Source organism: Streptomyces sp. NPDC015139 (assembly GCF_043079785.1).
GTDB lineage: Bacteria > Actinomycetota > Actinomycetes > Streptomycetales > Streptomycetaceae > Streptomyces > Streptomyces albidocamelliae.
Genome location: NZ_JBIBUW010000013.1, coordinates 54,356 through 71,962 on the forward strand (window position 1 = coordinate 54,356; position 17,607 = coordinate 71,962).

General features: G+C 70.6%; 13 protein-coding genes. 6 read left to right on the plus strand and 7 right to left on the minus strand.

Translation table 11 applies throughout. From position 1 onward, the window contains the following. Positions 1 to 35: 35 nt before the first annotated feature. The 3 genes from ACF08B_RS30080 to ACF08B_RS30090 form a co-directional block, all read right to left on the minus strand. Positions 36 to 3,812 carry an amino acid adenylation domain-containing protein gene (locus ACF08B_RS30080; RefSeq protein WP_392320291.1) on the minus strand — a complete coding sequence of 1,259 codons (3,777 nt, stop codon included), beginning with the start codon at positions 3,810 to 3,812 and terminating at the stop codon, positions 36 to 38. Beyond that, the gene (locus ACF08B_RS30085; RefSeq protein WP_392320292.1) at positions 3,751 to 5,013 is read right to left on the minus strand and encodes an MFS transporter; all 1,263 of its coding nucleotides are present in this window, start codon (positions 5,011 to 5,013) and stop codon (positions 3,751 to 3,753) included. Before ACF08B_RS30085 ends, ACF08B_RS30080 begins: the two co-directional genes overlap by 62 nt. 710 nt (positions 5,014 to 5,723) lie before the next feature. Continuing rightward, on the minus strand, positions 5,724 to 6,635 hold the full coding sequence (locus tag ACF08B_RS30090; RefSeq protein WP_392320293.1) for a GNAT family N-acetyltransferase: 912 nt from the start codon (positions 6,633 to 6,635) through the stop codon (positions 5,724 to 5,726). A 165-nt stretch (positions 6,636 to 6,800) separates the two neighbouring features. On the opposite strand from ACF08B_RS30090, the gene ACF08B_RS30095 reads away from it, so the two are divergent. From ACF08B_RS30095 to ACF08B_RS30110, 4 genes are all read left to right on the plus strand, one after another. Next, entirely contained in the window at positions 6,801 to 7,721 is a 921-nt protein-coding gene (locus ACF08B_RS30095) for a Rieske 2Fe-2S domain-containing protein (RefSeq protein ID WP_392320294.1), read from the plus strand. A 340-nt stretch (positions 7,722 to 8,061) separates the two neighbouring features. After that, positions 8,062 to 8,658 (plus strand): hypothetical protein, encoded by a 597-nt coding sequence (locus ACF08B_RS30100; protein WP_392320295.1) that lies wholly within the window; start codon positions 8,062 to 8,064, stop codon positions 8,656 to 8,658. A 359-nt stretch (positions 8,659 to 9,017) separates the two neighbouring features. Then, positions 9,018 to 9,398, plus strand: coding sequence for a glycine cleavage system protein GcvH (gene gcvH, locus ACF08B_RS30105; protein WP_392320296.1), 381 nt, complete (start codon positions 9,018 to 9,020; stop codon positions 9,396 to 9,398). A gap of 143 nt (positions 9,399 to 9,541) precedes the next feature. Then, the gene (locus ACF08B_RS30110) at positions 9,542 to 10,414 is read left to right on the plus strand and encodes a YhjD/YihY/BrkB family envelope integrity protein (RefSeq protein WP_392320297.1); all 873 of its coding nucleotides are present in this window, start codon (positions 9,542 to 9,544) and stop codon (positions 10,412 to 10,414) included. 156 nt (positions 10,415 to 10,570) lie between these two features. Here the strand turns inward: ACF08B_RS30110 and ACF08B_RS30115 are convergent, their stop codons facing one another. Next, positions 10,571 to 11,263, minus strand: a complete 693-nt coding sequence (locus tag ACF08B_RS30115; protein WP_392320298.1) for a TetR/AcrR family transcriptional regulator — start codon at positions 11,261 to 11,263, stop codon at positions 10,571 to 10,573. A gap of 53 nt (positions 11,264 to 11,316) precedes the next feature. Between ACF08B_RS30115 and ACF08B_RS30120 the strand changes: the two genes are divergently transcribed. Next, a complete protein-coding gene (locus tag ACF08B_RS30120; RefSeq protein ID WP_392320299.1) occupies positions 11,317 to 12,435 on the plus strand; it encodes an FAD-dependent oxidoreductase in 1,119 nt (372 codons plus the stop codon). An 84-nt stretch (positions 12,436 to 12,519) separates the two neighbouring features. Beyond that, on the plus strand, positions 12,520 to 12,852 hold the full coding sequence (locus ACF08B_RS30125; protein ID WP_392320300.1) for a hypothetical protein: 333 nt from the start codon (positions 12,520 to 12,522) through the stop codon (positions 12,850 to 12,852). Here ACF08B_RS30125 and ACF08B_RS30130 read toward each other — a convergent pair. The 3 genes from ACF08B_RS30130 to ACF08B_RS30140 all read right to left on the minus strand — a co-directional run bounded on the left by ACF08B_RS30130 (position 12,818) and on the right by ACF08B_RS30140 (position 17,154). Next, complete coding sequence (locus ACF08B_RS30130; protein ID WP_392320301.1) at positions 12,818 to 13,645, minus strand: MarR family transcriptional regulator; 828 nt, start codon at positions 13,643 to 13,645, stop codon at positions 12,818 to 12,820. The two genes, ACF08B_RS30125 and ACF08B_RS30130, sit on opposite strands and share 35 nt — an antisense overlap. A 198-nt stretch (positions 13,646 to 13,843) precedes the next feature. Then, positions 13,844 to 15,940: a tetratricopeptide repeat protein gene (locus tag ACF08B_RS30135; RefSeq protein ID WP_392320302.1), complete on the minus strand. Its 2,097-nt coding sequence runs from the start codon at positions 15,938 to 15,940 to the stop codon at positions 13,844 to 13,846. Beyond that, the gene (locus ACF08B_RS30140; protein ID WP_392320303.1) at positions 15,937 to 17,154 is read right to left on the minus strand and encodes a hypothetical protein; all 1,218 of its coding nucleotides are present in this window, start codon (positions 17,152 to 17,154) and stop codon (positions 15,937 to 15,939) included. The genes ACF08B_RS30135 and ACF08B_RS30140 overlap by 4 nt, the downstream gene beginning before the upstream one ends. Positions 17,155 to 17,607: the final 453 nt, after the last annotated feature.

A 17,607-nucleotide genomic window follows, 5' to 3' on the forward strand; every position in this document is an offset into this window, starting at 1 on the left:
GGTGTCAGGTGCTCGGGCGCCGGGCGCCCGGCGGATCAGAGGTCGAAGTCGAGTTCGGCGGTGAAGGCGTCCGCGGCGGCCCGGGTCGGGCGCTCGGGGCGGTCCGGACACAGGGCGCCGAGTGGCGCTGTCGGGTCGGCGTTGAGGGCGTCCAGCAGGGCCACGAAGTCGTCGCGCCAGCCCTCCACCGTGTCCCGGCGGAACAGTCCGGACGCGTACTGCCAGGCGGCCCGCAGGGTGCCGGCGTCCTCGTGGATCTGCAGGTTGAGGTCGAAGACGGCCTGCCCGGTGGGTTCCAGGCGCAGCGGCACCCGGGCGCCCTGGAAGTCGACCGCCGTGTAACGGCCGCTGTGCAGGGCGATGAGGGCGTCGAACAGCGGGGTGCGGCTGTAGTCGCGTACGGGCGCGGCCAGGGCGACGACGTCGTCGAACGGGAAGTCCTGGTGGGCGAAGGCCTCCTCGGCGGTGCGGGCGGTACGCCGCAGGTAGGTCTCGTAGGGCAGCGCGGGATCCGCGTCGCCGCGCAGACATACCGTCTGGGCGAACATGCCGACCGTGCGGTGCAGTCCGGGGGCGGTGCGGCCCGAGACGGGTGTGCCGAACGTGACGTGGGCCGTGCCCTTGAGCCGGCCGAGCAGGATGCCGTGGGCCGAGGCGAGCACCGCGAACAGGGTGACGTCCCGCTGCCTGGCCAGTTCCCTGAGCCGTGCCGTGCGGTCCGGGCCCAGGTCGAAGGTGACGACATCGCCGGCGAGTTCGCGCAGGGGCGGCCGCGGCCGGTCCGTGGGCAGGTCGCCGGGGTCGATCGGGGAGGCGAACTCCTCTCGCCAGTAGGCCTCCTGGGATTTCCGCTGCCTCAACCCGTCGGGTCCGGCCAGCCACACGGCGTAGTCGCGGTAGCGGAGCGTGGGGGGCGGCGGTTCGTCGCCCGCGTACAGGGTGGCGAGATCCTCGAACAGCGGTGTCAGCGAATAGCCGTCGACCACGATGTGGTGCAGGTCCAGGCGCAGGGTGACGGCGGCCGGTGTGCGGTGCACCTCCGCGCGCCACAGGGGTGCCTCGGACAGGTCGAAGGGCCGGACGAATGCGGCGAGCGGCGCGGGTTCGCCGTCGTGCACCCGGATCGACGGTTCTACGTCTGCGTCGATGTGCTGCACGACCTGGCCGTCGTCGGTGACGGCGAACCGGGTGCGCAGCGCGTCATGGCGCCGGGTCAGCCGGCGCAGGGCGTCGGTCAACCGCAAGGAATCGGTGCCGGCGGGGAGTTCGAGGGTGACCGGCACGTTGTAGTGCACGGCCCGTTCGTCCTTGAGCTGCTCGAAGTACAGCCGGCGCTGCTGCGGGGTGACCGGATACGAGGGGCGGGGCGGCGCGGGCCGGATCGCCGGTTCGGTGACGGGGGCGCTCCCCCGAAGTAACGCGGCGAGCCCGCCCAGGGTGCCCGATCGCAGCACGGCGCTGACGGGGCACTCACGCCCGAGTCTCTCGCGGACGCCCGCCGCGATCAGGGTGGCGGTGAGGGAGTCGGCGCCGAGGTCGCGCAGATCATGGGCGACGCCGAGGCCCTTGATGCCCAGGGCCCGTTCGGCCAGGTCCACCAGGGCCCGCTCGATGTCGTCCGACGCAGGGACGGCGGTGGTGCCGGGCGGCAGGTCGGCGCCGCCGGGGTCGGGCAGCGCGGCGCGGTCGACCTTGCCGGTGTGGTTCAACGGCAGCGCCTCGAGCGGGACGAGGTGGGCGGGGACCATGTGGGGCGCGAGCGCCTGCGCGAGGTGGGCCCGCAGGACCTCCGGCGCCGGCGGGCGCGGCCCGGCGTAGTAGCCGCACAGGTACTTCTCCCCCGGGCCCGGGCGGGAGCGGGCGACCACGATGGCCTCCGCCACGTCCGGGTGGCCGAGCATGGCCTTCTCCACCTCGGCCGGTTCGATTCGGAACCCGCGCACCTTGACCTGGTGGTCGCGCCGGCCGAGGAACTCCACGATGCCGTCGGGCCGCCAGCGCGCCAGGTCGCCGCTGCGGTAGAGGCGTCCGCCGCCCGGGGAGAACACGTCGGGCACGAAGCGTTCGGCGGTCAGCTCTGGCCGGCCCAGATAGCCGCGCGCCACACCGTCCCCGCCCAGGCACAGCTCTCCGGGCACGCCGACGGGGCACAGCCGCCCCCGGTCGTCCAGCACGTAGGCGGTCGATTGCGCAATGGGGCGCCCGATCGGTATCCGGCCGAGGTCGTCCCGGGTGATGCGGTGGGTGAGCGAGAAGGTGGTGTTCTCCGTGGGGCCGTACCCGTTGACCAGGGTGACCCCGGGGCACGCCGTCATGGCCTTCGCGACGTGCACGGACGACAGGGCGTCGCCGCCGACGACGAGTTCGCGCAGCCCGCGGAACGCGGTGGCGTCCTGTTCCACGAGCTGGTTGAACAGCGGTGAGGTCAGCCACAGGGTGGTGATGTCGTGAGCGGCCAGCTCACGCCCGAGCGCGCGTGCGTCGAGGATGACGTCGGAGTCCACCAGGTGCACGCTGCCGCCGTTCAGCAGCGGCCCCCACAGCTCGAAGGTACTGGCGTCGAAGGCGATGGAGCCGGTGGGCAGGACCCGTAGGGGCCGCCTGAACCGTACGTAGTCGGTGCCCTTGACCAGCCGCACCACGTTGCGGTGGGTGACCTCGACGCCCTTGGGCTGTCCGGTGGTTCCGGAGGTGTAGCAGACGTACGCGAGGTCGGCCGCCGAGGCAGGCCCTGTGAGGTGGTCCGCGGGCTGCGCGGACGGGTCCTCCCCGGACTGCGCGGTGAGGTGTTCCGCGGGGTGCGGGGAAGGGTGGCCCGTGGGGTGGAGCACCGTCCCGTCGAACGCGAAGTCCACGGACACCTCGGGCGAGGCGACCAGGACACGCACCGAGGCGTCGGCGAGCAGCCATTCGGTGCGCCGGGCCGGGAGGCCGGTCTCCAGCGGCAGGTAGGCACAGCCGGCCTTGAGGATGCCGAGCGCACCGACGACGAGGTCTGCGGTGCGGCCGGTGCGCAGGCCGACCCGCTCGCCGTGCCGTGCGCCGGCCATTCGGAGGGCGTGGGCCAGCCGGTCGGCGGCCGCGTCGAGCTCGCCGTAGGTCAGCCGGCCGGAGCTGTCGGTGACGGCGGTCGCGTCCGGGTTGCTGCGGGCCTGCTCGCCGAAGAGGGCCGGGATGCCGGCGCTGTCGGGGTAGGGCCGGGAGGTGTCGTTGAAGGCGCCGAGGATGAGCTCCCGTTCGTCGTCCCCGAGCAGGTCCGCCTCGTGCACCGCCGCCTGCGGGCGGCGGCCGAGGAACACGGCGACGCGCCGGAGATGATCGCCGAGGCGCCGCACGGTCGGCTCGTCGAAGAGCGAGGAACGGTACCCGAGGAGCAGATCGGTGCCGTCCCGGGTCAGCTCGAGTTCCGCCGGACCCGCGGGAACGGGGTGGTCGGCGTAGCGTACGGCGGTGTCCGCGGGGCGCTGGTGCGGGGCCGCATGCGCGGTCCGGGCCAGCAGGGCGGAGACGGGTTCGTCCGGTTCGACGGTGAGGGTCAGCGCCCCCGCGCCGCGTTCGCTCAGATCGACGTCGAGCAGCAGCCGTCGCTGACCGGTGTAGCGGTGCAGCAGGAGGGCGAACGCCGCCAGGTCGTGCGGGGTCGCCGCGTTCGGCAGGCGCAGCGAGGCGAGCGCGGCGTCGGCGGCGTCCCGGGTGCGCGGGTGGTCGGTGACGAGGAGGACGGCGTCGCCGTCGGTGTCGGGGCGGGTGTCAGGAACCGGCGGGGACGGCGTCGGCGTCCGGGTCGGTGTCCCGCTGCGCACGCTGGTCATCTGCTGCTGTCACCCCCAACTGGAAGGCGAGGTTGCGGAACAGGAACAGGGTGAGGGCACCGGGCAGTACGGCGAGCGAGGCGACGACCAGGATGAGCACGCTGTAGTGGTCGCCGCTCAGCAGCACACCGCCGAGGGCGGAGCCGGCGGGCAGCGCACCGGCCATGACGGTACGCATCAGGGTCATCGCCCGCCCCCGCATGGCGTTGGGCACGCGGGTCATGCGGACCACGCCGCCGAGGACCGTCATGGGCGCGGACAGAATGCCGTTGAGCACCAGACCGATCAGGATGAACGGCAGCGCCTTCGGTACGAGCAGGAACAGCACCGCGCCGGACAGGAGTTGCAGCGCGCCGATGCGCATCATCTGCTTCTCGGAGGTCTTCGCGGCACCGGAGACGAGGGAGCCGATCAGCTCACCGGCCGCCATCACGGCCAGCATCAGGCCGAGCACGCCGGGGCCACCGTGGAACTCGTCCTTGGCGAGCCAGGGCAGGGCGACCACCAGGGCGCCCGCGGAGACGTTGAAGGCTCCGAAGGAGAGGGTGAGCACCAGCAGGAAGCGGTCACGGCTGACCAGGCGGAACACGGGTTTCCAGCCGGGCTTCTCGCCCACGGCGTCGCCGGTCGGTTCGGGACGGCCGAGAGGCGCGTTGATCATGCTGATCAGGAGGGCGAAGGCGAAGTAGGTGGCGGCGTCCAGCAGCAGGACGTTCTGGGCGCCGAACGCCGTGATCAGCAGAGCGCCGAGAGCGGGTCCGACGACGTTGGCGGCGCCCATGGCGGTGGCTTCGAGTCCGGAAGCGGCCTGGAGCTTGTCCTCGGGGACCAGTTCGGGCAGGACGGCCGGTGTACCGGCCAGCGGGATGATCTTCAGCAGTCCGTAGACCAGGGCGACCGCGTACAGGACCCAGACATGCAGTGCGCCGGCCAGCGCCAGCAGCGGCACCAGGGCGACGACGAAGCCGCGGAACACCGAGTCGGAGATGAAGAGTCTGCGCCGGGAGAACCGGTCGAGAAGCGGTCCGACGAACGCGCCTCCCACGATCACGGGGAGGGTGAGACAGACGCCCAGTACGCCCAGACCGGCGGCGCCGGCCTTGTCGAGCGTGATCCAGGCGAGCGCGGCGTAACTGGCGCCGTCACCCAGGAGATTCAATACCAGGGCCGACCACAGCAGACGGTAGTCCCTGAGCTGCAAAATGGCTAAATATGCTTTCACGTAACCGCACCGTTCTATGAGCCTGTAGGCAACAGAAGTGCACGGGCGGGCGTGTTGTTCACGCCAACTTTCCCGTATAGTGGTGCAGAAAAAGGGTGCGCCGAAGCGACCCGTTCACCTGGAATGCGGACAGACCGAATGACGACACCAAGTACGGTGCCGAAATGATCTGAGCCACTGATACGCGCACACATCGGGCCGACGCCCGGAACCCCCGGATGAGAAATACCTGTCGCAGCGCCCCCCGCCCTGCTTTCACCGCCCTGGGCGGCGTCCCCCGTTTTCCGTCACATGTTCTAACAGTTTCGCCGAGTTCGAGTCAAGCAATGCACGCACCGCGTTTTTGGCGGGTTCTCGACTTGCCGAGACTTGGTCGGCTCAAAAAGGCCGCGGCATGTTCACCGCCGCCCCATTGAGGCCGACTGCGCATGCAACGGCCGCCTGCGCTGGACAAGAAGCGAAACGGAATATGTGCCGCCGCGCGTGATGCGCCGGGGGCCGTCGAGGAGGCGGCGGACCGGGAGATCCTTTTGAGGCCCTTACCGGTTGGACACGAGCCACAACCGGCCGCGCGCATTTCTCGCTCGCAGAGACGACCACGCGCGCGGCCCAGCACGGAACGCGCCATTCGACGACTTGTCGCGGCACCACGCATGACGAATCGGCCGCCTACGACAAGTAGCGTCGCGTCAGACCGAGGAGCGGGGAAGGCCGAGGGAACGGCTTTCCTCCACGATTCGGTACCCGGCACTCGTGTAGAGGTTCATCGCCACCTCGTTGCCGCCCCACACGGTGAACATCAGCACGGAGTCGCCGGCCGCGAGCGTGGCCTGTTCACCGGCCGCCATCGCCGCCCGCCCGTACCCTTTGCCGCGGTGGGCTTCCTCGACGTGCAGCGAATAGCCGTAGCTGACTCCTGGGACGTGCCCGTGCTTCAGCCAGCCCGTGCCGATCCGCTCCCCCGCCGCCTCGAGAACCAGGAACGTGTTGTCGGGCGTCGACAGGCCCTCAGGTAGCAACCTGGCGAAGTCGCGGTCCGACTTGCGTACGGCCTCTTCGGGGCTCAGGGCTCCCGCCCGGACGATGTCGCCGACATAGGCGGCCTTCTCGAAGTCGAGCCAGTCGGGATACTCGGCCTGCGTCATCGGCCGTCCGGTGATCCCGTCGCCGGGTTCCGGCGCAGAACCGACGCGACGCGCTCTCAACTGGCCGCGGACGCCGTAGCCGTCGAACAGCTCACCGGCGGGCTCGGTGAGCCGTATGTCCAGTCGGCGTGCGCCGCGCTGCTCGCACCAGCCCTCGGCCCAGTTCCGCGCGGCCTGCTCGTGCCCTCGGCCGGAATGGGACGCGTCGACGTGCAGATCGCCGATGCGGCCCGCGAGCGTGCCGTTGACCTCGGTCATGGCCACGGCGACGTACCCCGCGTGGCGACCGGCGTCCGTGATCTCGGCGACGGTCCAGTCGCTGCCGGACCACGCCTCTTCGGCCATGCGCTCCGCCGCGGCCGCACCGAGCCCTGCCGCCGTGTACGAGGCGCGCAGCCGCTCCTCGAAGCGCTTCCGCCATTCCGTGCTGTCACTGAGAACGCTGAATTCTGTCACCGGGTCACACTAGTCGCGTTGTCATGAACCTGAGCTGGCATTTTCGGGGAGGAGGCCGCCTCATCTGCCCCAATGCCCGCGCCGGTGTTCGCACATCAGCCCGCACCCATGGCTCGCCTCGCACCGCGACGGATTACGCGCCGTCGTAGGGGCTACTCGCAGCAGATGAAACTCAGTGACGTCCTGCATCGGACAGCTCCGCCGGCCGAGCGCCTCTCGCCTGATTCCCAGGGCCCGGGCCGGTTCCTGCAAGCCGTCGACCGGGTGGAGCGGTTCTCCGGCGCGGACCGATTGCTCGACGCCGTGCAACGGGTGATCCAGGCGGCACCGCTGGGCCGGGCGCGCGACGGGCTGCACGGCCGCTGGCTCGGCCACCCGGTGCACCCGTTGCTGGTACAGGTACCGGTGGGCAGCTGGCTGTCAGCAGCTCTGCTCGACGTACTGCCCGGACAGCGACGCGCCGCGGGCACCCTCGTCGCCACCGGCCTCATGGCGGCCGCACCGGCCGCGCTGGCGGGCTGGGTGGACTGGGCGGACTGCAACCGTCCGCAGCAACGGATCGGATTCGTTCATGCCGCGGCCAACGCCGCCGGCGTGGCCCTGTACGCCACCTCGCTCGGCGCACGCCTTCGCGGACGGCACACCGCGGGCAGGATGCTCGGCTGGGCGGGGTTGACGGTCATCGGTGCGGGCGGTGCGCTCGGCGGACATCTCGCCTACCGGCAGGCCGCCGGAGCCAACCACGCCGAAGCCGTTGCGCAGCTGGTGGGGCCGGGATGGCACCACGTCGCCGAGCTGCGCGACCTGCCCCACGACAAACCGGTACGCCGCACGGTCGCGGACGTCAACGTGGTCGTCGTACGCCGGCCGGACGACGCGGTGCACGTGCTGGCCGAGCACTGCAGCCATCTCGCCGGCCCCCTGTCGGAAGGCGTCCTCGAAGACGGCTGCCTGCGCTGCCCGTGGCACGGCAGCCTTTTCCGGCTGACCGACGGCTGGAACGTCCAGGGTCCCGCCACCGCGCCGCAGCCCGCCTTCGACACCCGCGTCACCGGCGGTCGAGTGGAGGCCAGACTCCGCCGGTAGCGGCACGGGCAGCTGGACGCTCACATGCCGCGAGGCAGGTTTGCTGCACCCAGGCCGTGCCGGGGCGCCGCGGCGGGGGCGGGCTCGACGCGGCCGTACAGCGGCGCGTAGCCGGAGGGCAGCCGGCGCGGCATTCGGACGGCCGTCACCCCCCTCGACGCCACCCGCCCCCACCCGAGTACACGCGTAGCCGTTGGGCAGCAACGCCACCGGACCCCGGATCGGGTGCGCGAGCGGGAGGCACGTCGCGGAATTTGGCAGCGACGCGCGGGGCGTATACAGCGTGAGATCTGGAAACTCGGGGGTGGAACTCTCGAACGACGCGCGGAGGGAGCCCGCTATGAGCCATGTCACGGCGAGTGCATCGGAGCTGCCCCAGCCCTTGCAGACCATCAGCTCCGGACTGCGCCGCATCCCCGGCGTCGAGCAGCTGAACAAGATCACCGACGGCGCGTTGGACCGGATCGGAGCGATCTCTCCCCGCGGTCGTCGACTGGCGGTGTACACCGGAGCCGGTGTGCTCGGTTTCGCCGGGGTGGTGGAATGGCCCCTCGCCCTGGCCGGTGCGGCCGTCGCCTGGCTGACCCAGCCGCGACCCGCGGTAAGCGTGTACGACGACACGACCTCGGACAGCCGGGCTCGAAGCGTTCAGGGCAAGGCGCCCCGGCCCCACGAGCCGTCCACCGCGGCCGGCACCGGCCCAGCCCCGGCGTCGGCCGGCACGACCATGGCACAGGAGCACCAGGGTCCCGGCGACCGGTTGGCGCCCTCCCATTTCCACCACGACCGTGCCGAAGACCACGGCCACGAGCAGCCCGCCAAGGTTGGTGACCCTGCCACCGCCTCAGCACTGAAGCGGGTCGCGCGGGCCTGCGCGGACCATGCGGACCATGACGAAAAGGGTGCATCCGCATCTGCGCACGGTTCGGCTCCGTAGGAGGACGGGAAACCCTGGCGATCGCGGAGGCCGCGCTGAGTACGGCAGCATCGTGACATCGACATGACATCGACATCGACATCGACATCGACATCGACATCGACATCGAAGGCGGCCATACCCGATCCGGAAGGCAGCCACCACGGGCGCCTCGCCCGGCATGGAGCCGATGTCGCGGTTTGAGAAGAGTGCGAAGGCGAGCACAACCCGACGGGCTGCGCCGGTGTGCGCCCGCGTCACCCGCTCGGCGGACCGTGAGGGCCGAAATACACGTCATCTCCAGGCGGTACAGCAAGCTGTCCCTGCCGGTCGCCGACAGAGGCGGCCGTGCCGCATCCCCCACGGCTGATGGAGCTGACATGTCCCACGTGCCCGCCGATCTCAAGTACACCGACGACCACGAGTGGATCCGCACCCACGACGGGACCGTCACCGTCGGCATCACCGACCACGCCCAGAAGACCCTCGGCGACATCGTCTTCTTCGACCTGCCCTCCATCGGCAAGGTGGTCGATGCGGGAGACGCCGTCGGCACGGTGGAGTCGGTCAAGGCGGCGTCGGACCTCTACGCCCCGGTGGGCGGCGAGATCATCGAGATCAACGAAGAGGTCGTGGACAGTCCCGAAGAGGTCAACAGCGACCCGTACGAGATGTGGCTCTTCAAGATCAAGACCGCCAAGGGATCCTTCGACGGCCTGCTCGACGCCAAGGCGTACCAGAAACTCGTCGACGGGGAGTGAGACTCCGGGGGCGCCCGACGGTCGGTCGAGCGCCCCCGGGTCGTTCCTGAGTTCGCGGCAATGGCCCCATCCTCGCGGAAGGCAGGGGGACGGAGATCAACCGAGAGCGCCTCCTCAGAACACTGACGTTCTGGCTGCGGCCGGTGTTCGCCTTGCGGGTCGTCAACCGGTTCCAGAAGATCGTGGGTTTCGACCGCTCGATGGCCCTGGCCTCCAGCGCTCTGACAGCACTGGTCCCGGTCTCCATCATCCTGGGCACCGCCTTCGGGCACTACGACGCGGCAGAGCAGATCATCAAGCGCTACAACCTCACCGGTGCGGGCGCCGAGGCGGTCAGCTCGCTCTTCTCCCCCGCCGAGGAGACCAGCGCGAGTGTGGGCATCCTCGGCTTCGTCTTTCTGACGATCTCGGTGCTGAGTTTCACGCGAGCCGCGCAGCGACTCTTCGAGCAGGCGTGGGAACTCAAGCCCCTCAGTGTGCGCAACACGCGCAACGGCTTGTGGTGGATCCTCACCCTCGGCTGTTACGCGGTGGTCATCACCGTGCTGTCCGCGCTTCTCGGCGGGCACGCGCTGGGGTTGGCCGCGGTGGTGTGCGAGATCCCGGTGACCGCTGCCTTCCTCGTCTGGAGCGGCTGGGTGCTGTCGGCGAAACGGATCGGCTGGCCGGACCTGATTCCCTTCGGTGTCACCGGCGCCGTTCTGACAGCGGCGTACTCCGTGGGGGCGGGCATCTACATGCCACGTCTCTTCAACTCCTCCGCGGCCCGTTACGGGGTGGTCGGTGCGGTCTTCGCGATGATCTCCGCCCTCTTCACGGCCATGCTCGCCCTGGTCGCGTCGGCGGCACTGGGACGAGAGGTACGGGACGAGCTGCACCGGATCCGTGCGGGCGACCGTCCGTCCGACCGTGAGGTGCGCCGGCAGTGGGACGCGGTGGTCGAGCAGACGCGGTCACGGTGGCGCTCGGTTCGGAAGCAGGTGTCGCATCGTCAGCCGAAGGGCTCGAAACACTGACGGCGCGCCCTGCCACCACCGGCCCTCGGCTTTCCGGAGCCCAGCAGCCGGTGGAACCCTGCGAACGCGGCTCGACGCCCCAGGTGGACGCCCCGCGCACCCACCGGCACGGAAGCACTCAGAAGAGGCTACGACCGCGCAGCGGGCAGGGACGAGTCATGCCGGAGGCAGGGCGAGTCTGGCGGCCACGGCATCGAGGACCCAGTCCAGGCCGGTCGCGAAAGACGTCTCGGCGTCCACCTCCGTGCCGTCGTGAACGGCCTTGCTCAGCGCGGGGAAGCGGCCCGTGGCCAGCATCCTCGTGATGTACGGGCCGGAGGCGCGCTGCCAGTCGCGCTTGGACAGGCCCGTCGCACGCTCGGCCCGCAGGTTCGCGATCTCGCGCCTGATCGCGCCGGTGTAGTAGGCGCTGACCGTCTCCACGGCGCGCATGACGGTGTCGATGTCGGCGAGGCCGTCGAGGGCGGCCAGCGTGGACTCGGCCACGGCGAGGCCGTTCGGACCCAGGGTCGGGCGGCCGCCGAGCAGGTCGGCCAGCCATTCATGACAAAGAGCGGCGCGCCTGGTGCGGTGGGCGAGGGTGCGCAGCGCCTCCCGCCAGTCACCGGGCTGCTCCTCGGGGAGAATCTCGGCCTGCACCTCGTCCACCATGAGGTCGAACAGCTCTTCCTTGGTGGAGATGTAGCCGTACAGCCGCATCGGGCCGGCGTTCAGCCGGGCGGCGACCTTGCGCACCGACACCGCCTCCAGCCCGCCCTCGTCGGCCAGCGCGATGGCGGCGGCGACAATGCGCTCCCGGTCGAGCGGCACAGGGCGAGTCGGCGGCTCCGGCCGGTCCCACACAGTCATGAGTAGATCGTACTGTTGCGATACAACGTACTGGATCAATACAGTGTATCGACATGAGACACCGCATCGCTGTGATCGGCGGCGGCCCCGCCGGCCTGACCTTCGCCCGCGTCCTGCGCCGCCATGGCTGCCCCGTCACCGTCTTCGAGCGCGATCCCGCCCCCGACGCCCGCCCGCCGGGCGGCACACTGGACCTGCACGAACAGCTGGGCCAGCTCGCACTGGACAAGGCCGGGCTGCTGGCGGAGTTCCAGGCACTGTCTCGGCCTGAGGGTCAGGCCATGCGCATCCTGGACACGGACGGGACCGTCCTGCGCGACTGGCGACCCCGCCCGGACGACCGGGCCCATCCCGAGATCGACCGCGGCCGACTCCGCGACCTGCTGCTCGGCACCCTCGACGTCCGGTGGGGGCGGACCGTGACGCAGGTGGTGCCGGGAACCAGTGACGGGGCACTGGTCCGTTTCGCCGACGGGCGGCAGGAGGCGTTCGACCTCGTGGTCGGCGCGGACGGCGCGTGGTCCCGCGTCCGGCCGGCAGTCTCATCAGTTACCCCGCACTACACCGGTGTCACCTCGGTCGAGACCGCCCTGGACGACGTCGACACCCGGCACCCTGACCTCGCCCGGTTGATCGGCGACGGTTCCCTGGCCGTGTACGGCGTGAACCGAGCCCTCGTCGCCCAGCGGAACAGCGGCGGCCACGTCAAGGTGTACGCCCAGTTCCGCGCGCCGCTGGACTGGCACACGCACCTGGACCCGGCCGACGTCGAGGCCCTGCGGTCGACCTTGCTCGCCCTGTTCGACGGCTGGGCCGCTCCCGTCCTCGAACTCCTCCACCACGGCGGCACTTTCGTCCACCGCCCCCTCCACGTCCTCCCCGTGTCCCACACCTGGCCCCACGCCCCCGGGGTGACGCTCCTCGGCGACGCCGCCCATCTGATGCCCCCGCTGGGGGCGGGCGCGAACCTCGCGATGCTCGAAGGCGCCGAACTCGCAGAGTCCATAGCCGCCGGACCGGACGATCTCGACGACGCCGTCCGCGCCTTCGAGGAGCAGATGTGGGCACGGGCCGGCAGGTGGGCGAAGATCACGACGGCCGGTCTGGAACGCCTGGTCAGCCCGGACCCGGCCGAAGCCCTCGCTCTTTTCGACCAAGTCCAGCCATCCTGATGGCCAAGCGCGAGAACATCTCGCGGGGGGCGATGTCCCTGGCGTCCTCTGGTCCCCGGCTGCCGTCGTCGACCGCGCGTCAACATGGGCACGGCGATCGGCGTGCCGTTCGTGGCCGTCGAACCCCGGATCACGGCCGCGGTCTTCGGTCAGCACTGGCCCGACGCCCTGGTCGAGAAGGCGCAGCGGATCACCATCCCGATCCCGCGCACATGGCGACGTCCGGCTGACCACCGGGCGCCGCGACGACCGTCAGCGGCGCGATGGGCGCCCTCCAACGGCCAGGAGACGCTTCAGTTGGTCGAGCACCTCGGGCGCGACCACCGGGCCGTGAACTCGCCCTTCTTTACGGTGGATTCCTCGTCCCGTCAGTCGCCGCTCGTCACCGCGATCCCGCGGCGACCAGCTTCGCGGTGATGGGTTCGAGCTCGGCGACCAGCTCGTCGAGCTCGGCGGGAGACAGGGCGTCGTACGGCGCGGCGGCGAGCTCGTCGGTGAGGGCTTCGATGCGTCGCCTGGTCTCGCGGCCGGCGTCGGTGAACCGGCCTTCGGTGTCGACGAGTCCGCGCTCGCGCAAGCCGTCCATGACCGCGGCCAGCCGCTCCTTCGGCAGGTGATGGATGCGCCCGAACGACTCCGGCGGGTGGATGTCCTTCGCGAGCGCCCAGAGCACATGGGCCTCCGTGCCGCCGATGCGCGCGCCGACGAGCGCGGCGACATGGCCGTCACCCCGGTGCTCGCGCAGCATGGTCGCGGAATGCCACAGCCGGGCGACCGGGTCGCTCGGCACCGGAAGGGCGCGCATTCCGGCGTACATCACCCGGCCTTCGATGGGCGCACTGGTCGCGGCTTTGGTGGTCAGGTCTGCGGCGCGCACCAGGCCTGGGGAGCCGGCCAGTTCGTCGCCGAGGATCCGTCGTACGGAGGCAGCGCTGCCGCGCTCCCGCGCGGCGACGGACGCCTCGGGCGGGATCGTCTCCCAGGCACTGGGAATGTGCCGCGCGGCCTCCCCGTCGGCGAAGCTGTAGAACGCGGCGTGCACGACCTGCGCGGGTACCCGCCCCAGCGGTGCGGCTCGGCTGGCGAAGTAGCCGTCCCAGTAGGTGCGGTGGCCGAGCGCGGCCAGCTCCTCGTTGGACTCCTCGGCGAAGTAGGTGACGAGGCAGATCGGCTCCAGGAGCTCGAACATCCGGCGGGCGGTGTGAGTCATGGCCCCCATCATGCCCGCGGGTCACACCCCTTGGAGCAGTACGGCGACGGACCCCCCTGGGGGGGGAGGGGGAACCCGGCCGGCACACCTCAAGCGACTGCGCCACGGCAGCCTTCTCCTCGGCCACGAGACCAAGCCGTGGTGCCGGCCCCGTTCGGTGACACGACCGCACTCCCGCCCCGGCAGGCACCACGTCGGCTACCGGGCGCCCCCTCCGCCGCACAGCTCGCGTTGCCGCCGTAGTTCGGCGACATCGGCGTCGGGCAGAGTGAGGGCGTGGTCGAAGTCTTCGAGTGCGCTCTCCGTTCGGCCGTCGGCCAGGTGGGCGAGACCGCGGTTGAGCAGGATGTCGGGATCGTCACCGACGACGTCGAGCGCCACGGAGAGGTCCGCCACGGCTCTGCCGGGCTGCGCCTGCCGGTAGTGGACGACGGCGCGGTTGACGAGCGCGGCCGGATACCGGGGGTCCTTGCGCAGGGCTCCGTCGAAGGCGAGAAGGGCGGCGTCGAGCGTGCCGCGTTCCAGGAGGACCGTGCCCTTCAGGCAGAGCAGCTGCACCTCGTCGGGGTGCCGGGCCAGGCCGGTGTCGGTGTCCGCTTCGGCTCCGTCGAGATCACCTGCCTCCAGCAGCAACTCCGCCCGGGCGACACGCGTTTCGAGGTCGTCGGGCTCCATCTCCAGGACGCGGGTGAAGTCGTCCAGGGCACCCTTGTGATCACCGTTCTGCGCCCGCGCCGTGCCCCGGTTGTAGTACAGCTCCGGGAAGGGGGGCGCGAGGCGTACGGCGCGGTCGTAGTCGGCCAGGGCGGCGTCGAGGTCGCCGCGGTCACGTTCGATCCTGGCGCGTTCCGAGAGGTAGTCCGTGTAGTACGGATCGAGGTCGACGAGGCGGGAGTAGTCGGCGTGGGCCTCGTCGGGGCGGCCCAGGGCGACGAGGAGGCGGGCCCTGTTGTAGAGCAGCTGGGAGCGGTGCAGGACCCAGCGGTCGTCCTCCAGGCGGCCGTCGAGGCGGCTGATGCAGGACTCCACCAGTTCCAGGGCCCGGTGCCGGTTGCCGCGGTGCATCTCCACGAGGGCGAGGCCGTTGTCGTGGAAGACGCTGTAGGTGAGGCGTTCGGCCGGGTCGGGCAGGATGCCGGCGATGGCGACCGCGTTGTGCTGCCACTGGACGGCCAGCTCGTGGTTACGCGGTCTCAGGAAGCGCGTGTGCAACATGGCGACGGCGTAGCTGGTCATCATGTGGATCTTCGGGTCGGTGAAGCGGCGCAGCAGGTCCTGGTACAGCTCCATGGACTGTTCCAGGCGGCCGATCGGGATGCAGGCGGCCGCCGCCTCTCGGGTGAACTCCCAGTAGTCGTGCTCGTGTTCGCGTGGGTCACTCAGGCCGCGGCCGCGCAGGCCGAGGTCGACGACGGCGGCGGAGAACCCCTTGGCCACCGCGTGGCGCTGTGCGGCCAGCAGGGCGGCCCGTCCCGAGCCGGACGGATCGCTGCCGTGCTCCCGGTGGTGGGTGAGCGCACTCATGCGGGCACCCCAGGTGGCGACCTCCTCCAGGGCGTCGGCGCGCCGGTCGTGGAGCAGTGCGACCGCCCGCGGGTCCGCCTGCTGGTAGGCGCGGACCAGCGCGGGGTCGTCGTCGGTGCAGTCGCCGTCGACGTAGGCGGCCACCCGTTCGGCGTCGGTTCGGTGGACCGGGGTACGCCCGCCGTCACGGGGGGCCGGGAGCGTGACCGCGTCGCCGAGTGCGGCGTCCAACTCCTCGGTCAGCGTGCCGGTGTTCGCCGCGACCACGATCCGCAGGACGCGCGCGTCGGCCCGGCGCACCAGCAGTGCGAGCAGTTCCCTCGTGGTCGCCTCGGCGGCGTGGACCTCGTCGAACGCGACCTCCAGGGGTACGGCGGGCTCGTCGGCCGGGGTCCCGTCGGTCTGGAGGCGCTGGGCGTACTCGAGGAGGAACGTGACGATTCCCTGGTTCATCGCGCGGATCCAGCCGGCGCCGAAGAAGCGTGTCCGTTCCTCGTAGGGCGCGTCGTCGGCCAGGGTCCGCGGTGGCGGCCCGATGATCTCCGCCAGCTCGGGCATGCCGTACAGGAGGGCCACACGATGCTCGTCCACGAGGTCGGGCCAGCGCAGTCGGGCCTCGGGCAGGATGGCACGCAGCACGGTGTCCACACCGGTGTAGGGGCCGCGCAGCCGTTGGTGGCAGCGGACCACGAGTGCCTTGCCGGTGTGGGTCGCGACGGTGCGGAGGCGGTCCTCACGCCTCTCGCCCACGATCCGTAGATGGCGCGTCATGAGAGTTCGACCTCCGGGGACGACGACGAGTGGGTGGGCCCCGGCTTGCTGTTCCGGCGTTTCCTTCGGGACAGCACCACGAGAGCGACGATCTGGGCGATGTTCATGCACAGGGAGAGCACGGCGTCCCAGAAGGCCGGGTCCAGTTCACCGGAGCCGATCGCTCGTGCGGCGATGCTGCCGTACTGGACGGTCACCGGGACGCTGACGAAGATCGTGATGGCCGCGAGTGCGCCATAGCCGAGCACGATGAAGGGGCCGTAGAAGGTGCCGACGCGGCGGTCCCGGGCGGTCCACTGCTCCTCGTCGACGAGGCGTTCCGGGCGGTTCGTCAGGCGCCACAACCGGTTCTTCAGCAACGTCATGGCCGCGTCGTGCAGATCGTGGCAGTTCCAGGCGGTGGCGGCCACGTAGTAGAGGTCGGTGCGCAGATAGAGCTGGAACTGCCAGAGCATCCGGACGCCGACGGTGAATGCCAGGGCAAGGCAGAGCCGGCCGGCGAAGGAGAATGTTCCGTCCGGACGACGGGTCACCTCGGCGACGAGTCCGAAAGCACCGAAAACAACTCCGTCGCACACGATCCCGGCGAGAAACGGAAGATAGCGTTTCGCTCGCGGAACGCTCAGGAGTCCATTGATCTGGGTTTCGGCGACGATATACGTCAGACGATTGCTGAGACTCAACCGCGTGGGCAGACCGAGACGGCGGCCGGCGAGTATGTGGAAACCTTCATGGACGAGGAGGAGCGGCACCTGTCCGAGGGTGATGACGAGCTGGACCACCAGCAGCGAGTGCACGAAGAAGATCTGTGAGGGATGGGGGGCCAGGTCCGTGTGGACGGCCGCGGCCCACGCCCACCCCGCGACGACGGCGGCGTACAGGCACCAGGCCACCGGGGAGAACACGGCGCGCCCGAGCCCGCGCAGGCGTACCGGGGCCGACACGGTGGTGGGATGCCGGCCACCTTCCTCGCGTACGAAACCCAGGTCGTGCAAGGTCTCGACGAAGTCGTCGAGGTCCACCTCCTCGTCGAAGGTGGTCTCGTACCAGTCCGCGGCGGCGGTCAGCGGCATGCCCTCCGTCAGCTGTTTCAGCAGTTCCGCCCCGTCGGCGGGGAAGACCGCGTAGGACCCGGTGTCCAGACGGCCGACCACGACGTCGTCGCCTTCGCGCACGAAGCTCAATTCGTGGAACAGAAGACCGTCAGCGGTCACACGCCCTCCTCAGGACCCGGAGCCGGCCCGTGCTCGGGCGCGCCGGCCAGCGGCGCACCCGAGCACGGACTCGTACTAGCGGCAGGCGAATCGTTACGCCTGGACGGAGTACGGGCACTGACAGGCGGCGGACGTCAGACGCACATCGCCGGTGCGGCGCACCGCAATCTTCTTGGTGCCGGCCTTCTTGCTCATGGCGACAGTCGACTTCACAGCAGGTCCCTTCTCAGCGGGATGTGCAACCGACCGGCGGTCGGCGGCATCAAAGCTGGGCCAGGCGCACACGGGGGTCAAGGCTCCTTTTCCGCCACGGGGTCATGGGCAAATCCATCCCTGCCCGAAAGTCGCCGGGAAAGCGATTTCCGCACGGTGAGACGGAGGGAAAATTCGCGGCCCGGCCAGGAATCCGTCGCGGACATGCCGCGGACATCGTTGCCAGCTGGCCCGGGAACG

Bases quoted from the DNA above. Each gene is read 5' to 3' on its own strand.
- ACF08B_RS30080 (WP_392320291.1), bottom strand. From the start codon at position 3,812: ATGACCAGCGTGCGCAGCGGGACACCGACCCGGACGCCGACGCCGTCC.
- ACF08B_RS30095 (WP_392320294.1), top strand. From the start codon at position 6,801: ATGAAACTCAGTGACGTCCTGCATCGGACAGCTCCGCCGGCCGAGCGC.
- ACF08B_RS30100 (WP_392320295.1), top strand. From the start codon at position 8,062: ATGAGCCATGTCACGGCGAGTGCATCGGAGCTGCCCCAGCCCTTGCAG.
- gcvH (WP_392320296.1), top strand. From the start codon at position 9,018: ATGTCCCACGTGCCCGCCGATCTCAAGTACACCGACGACCACGAGTGG.
- ACF08B_RS30115 (WP_392320298.1), bottom strand. From the start codon at position 11,263: ATGACTGTGTGGGACCGGCCGGAGCCGCCGACTCGCCCTGTGCCGCTC.
- ACF08B_RS30120 (WP_392320299.1), top strand. From the start codon at position 11,317: ATGAGACACCGCATCGCTGTGATCGGCGGCGGCCCCGCCGGCCTGACC.
- ACF08B_RS30125 (WP_392320300.1), top strand. From the start codon at position 12,520: ATGGGCACGGCGATCGGCGTGCCGTTCGTGGCCGTCGAACCCCGGATC.
- ACF08B_RS30130 (WP_392320301.1), bottom strand. From the start codon at position 13,645: ATGACTCACACCGCCCGCCGGATGTTCGAGCTCCTGGAGCCGATCTGC.
- ACF08B_RS30135 (WP_392320302.1), bottom strand. From the start codon at position 15,940: ATGACGCGCCATCTACGGATCGTGGGCGAGAGGCGTGAGGACCGCCTC.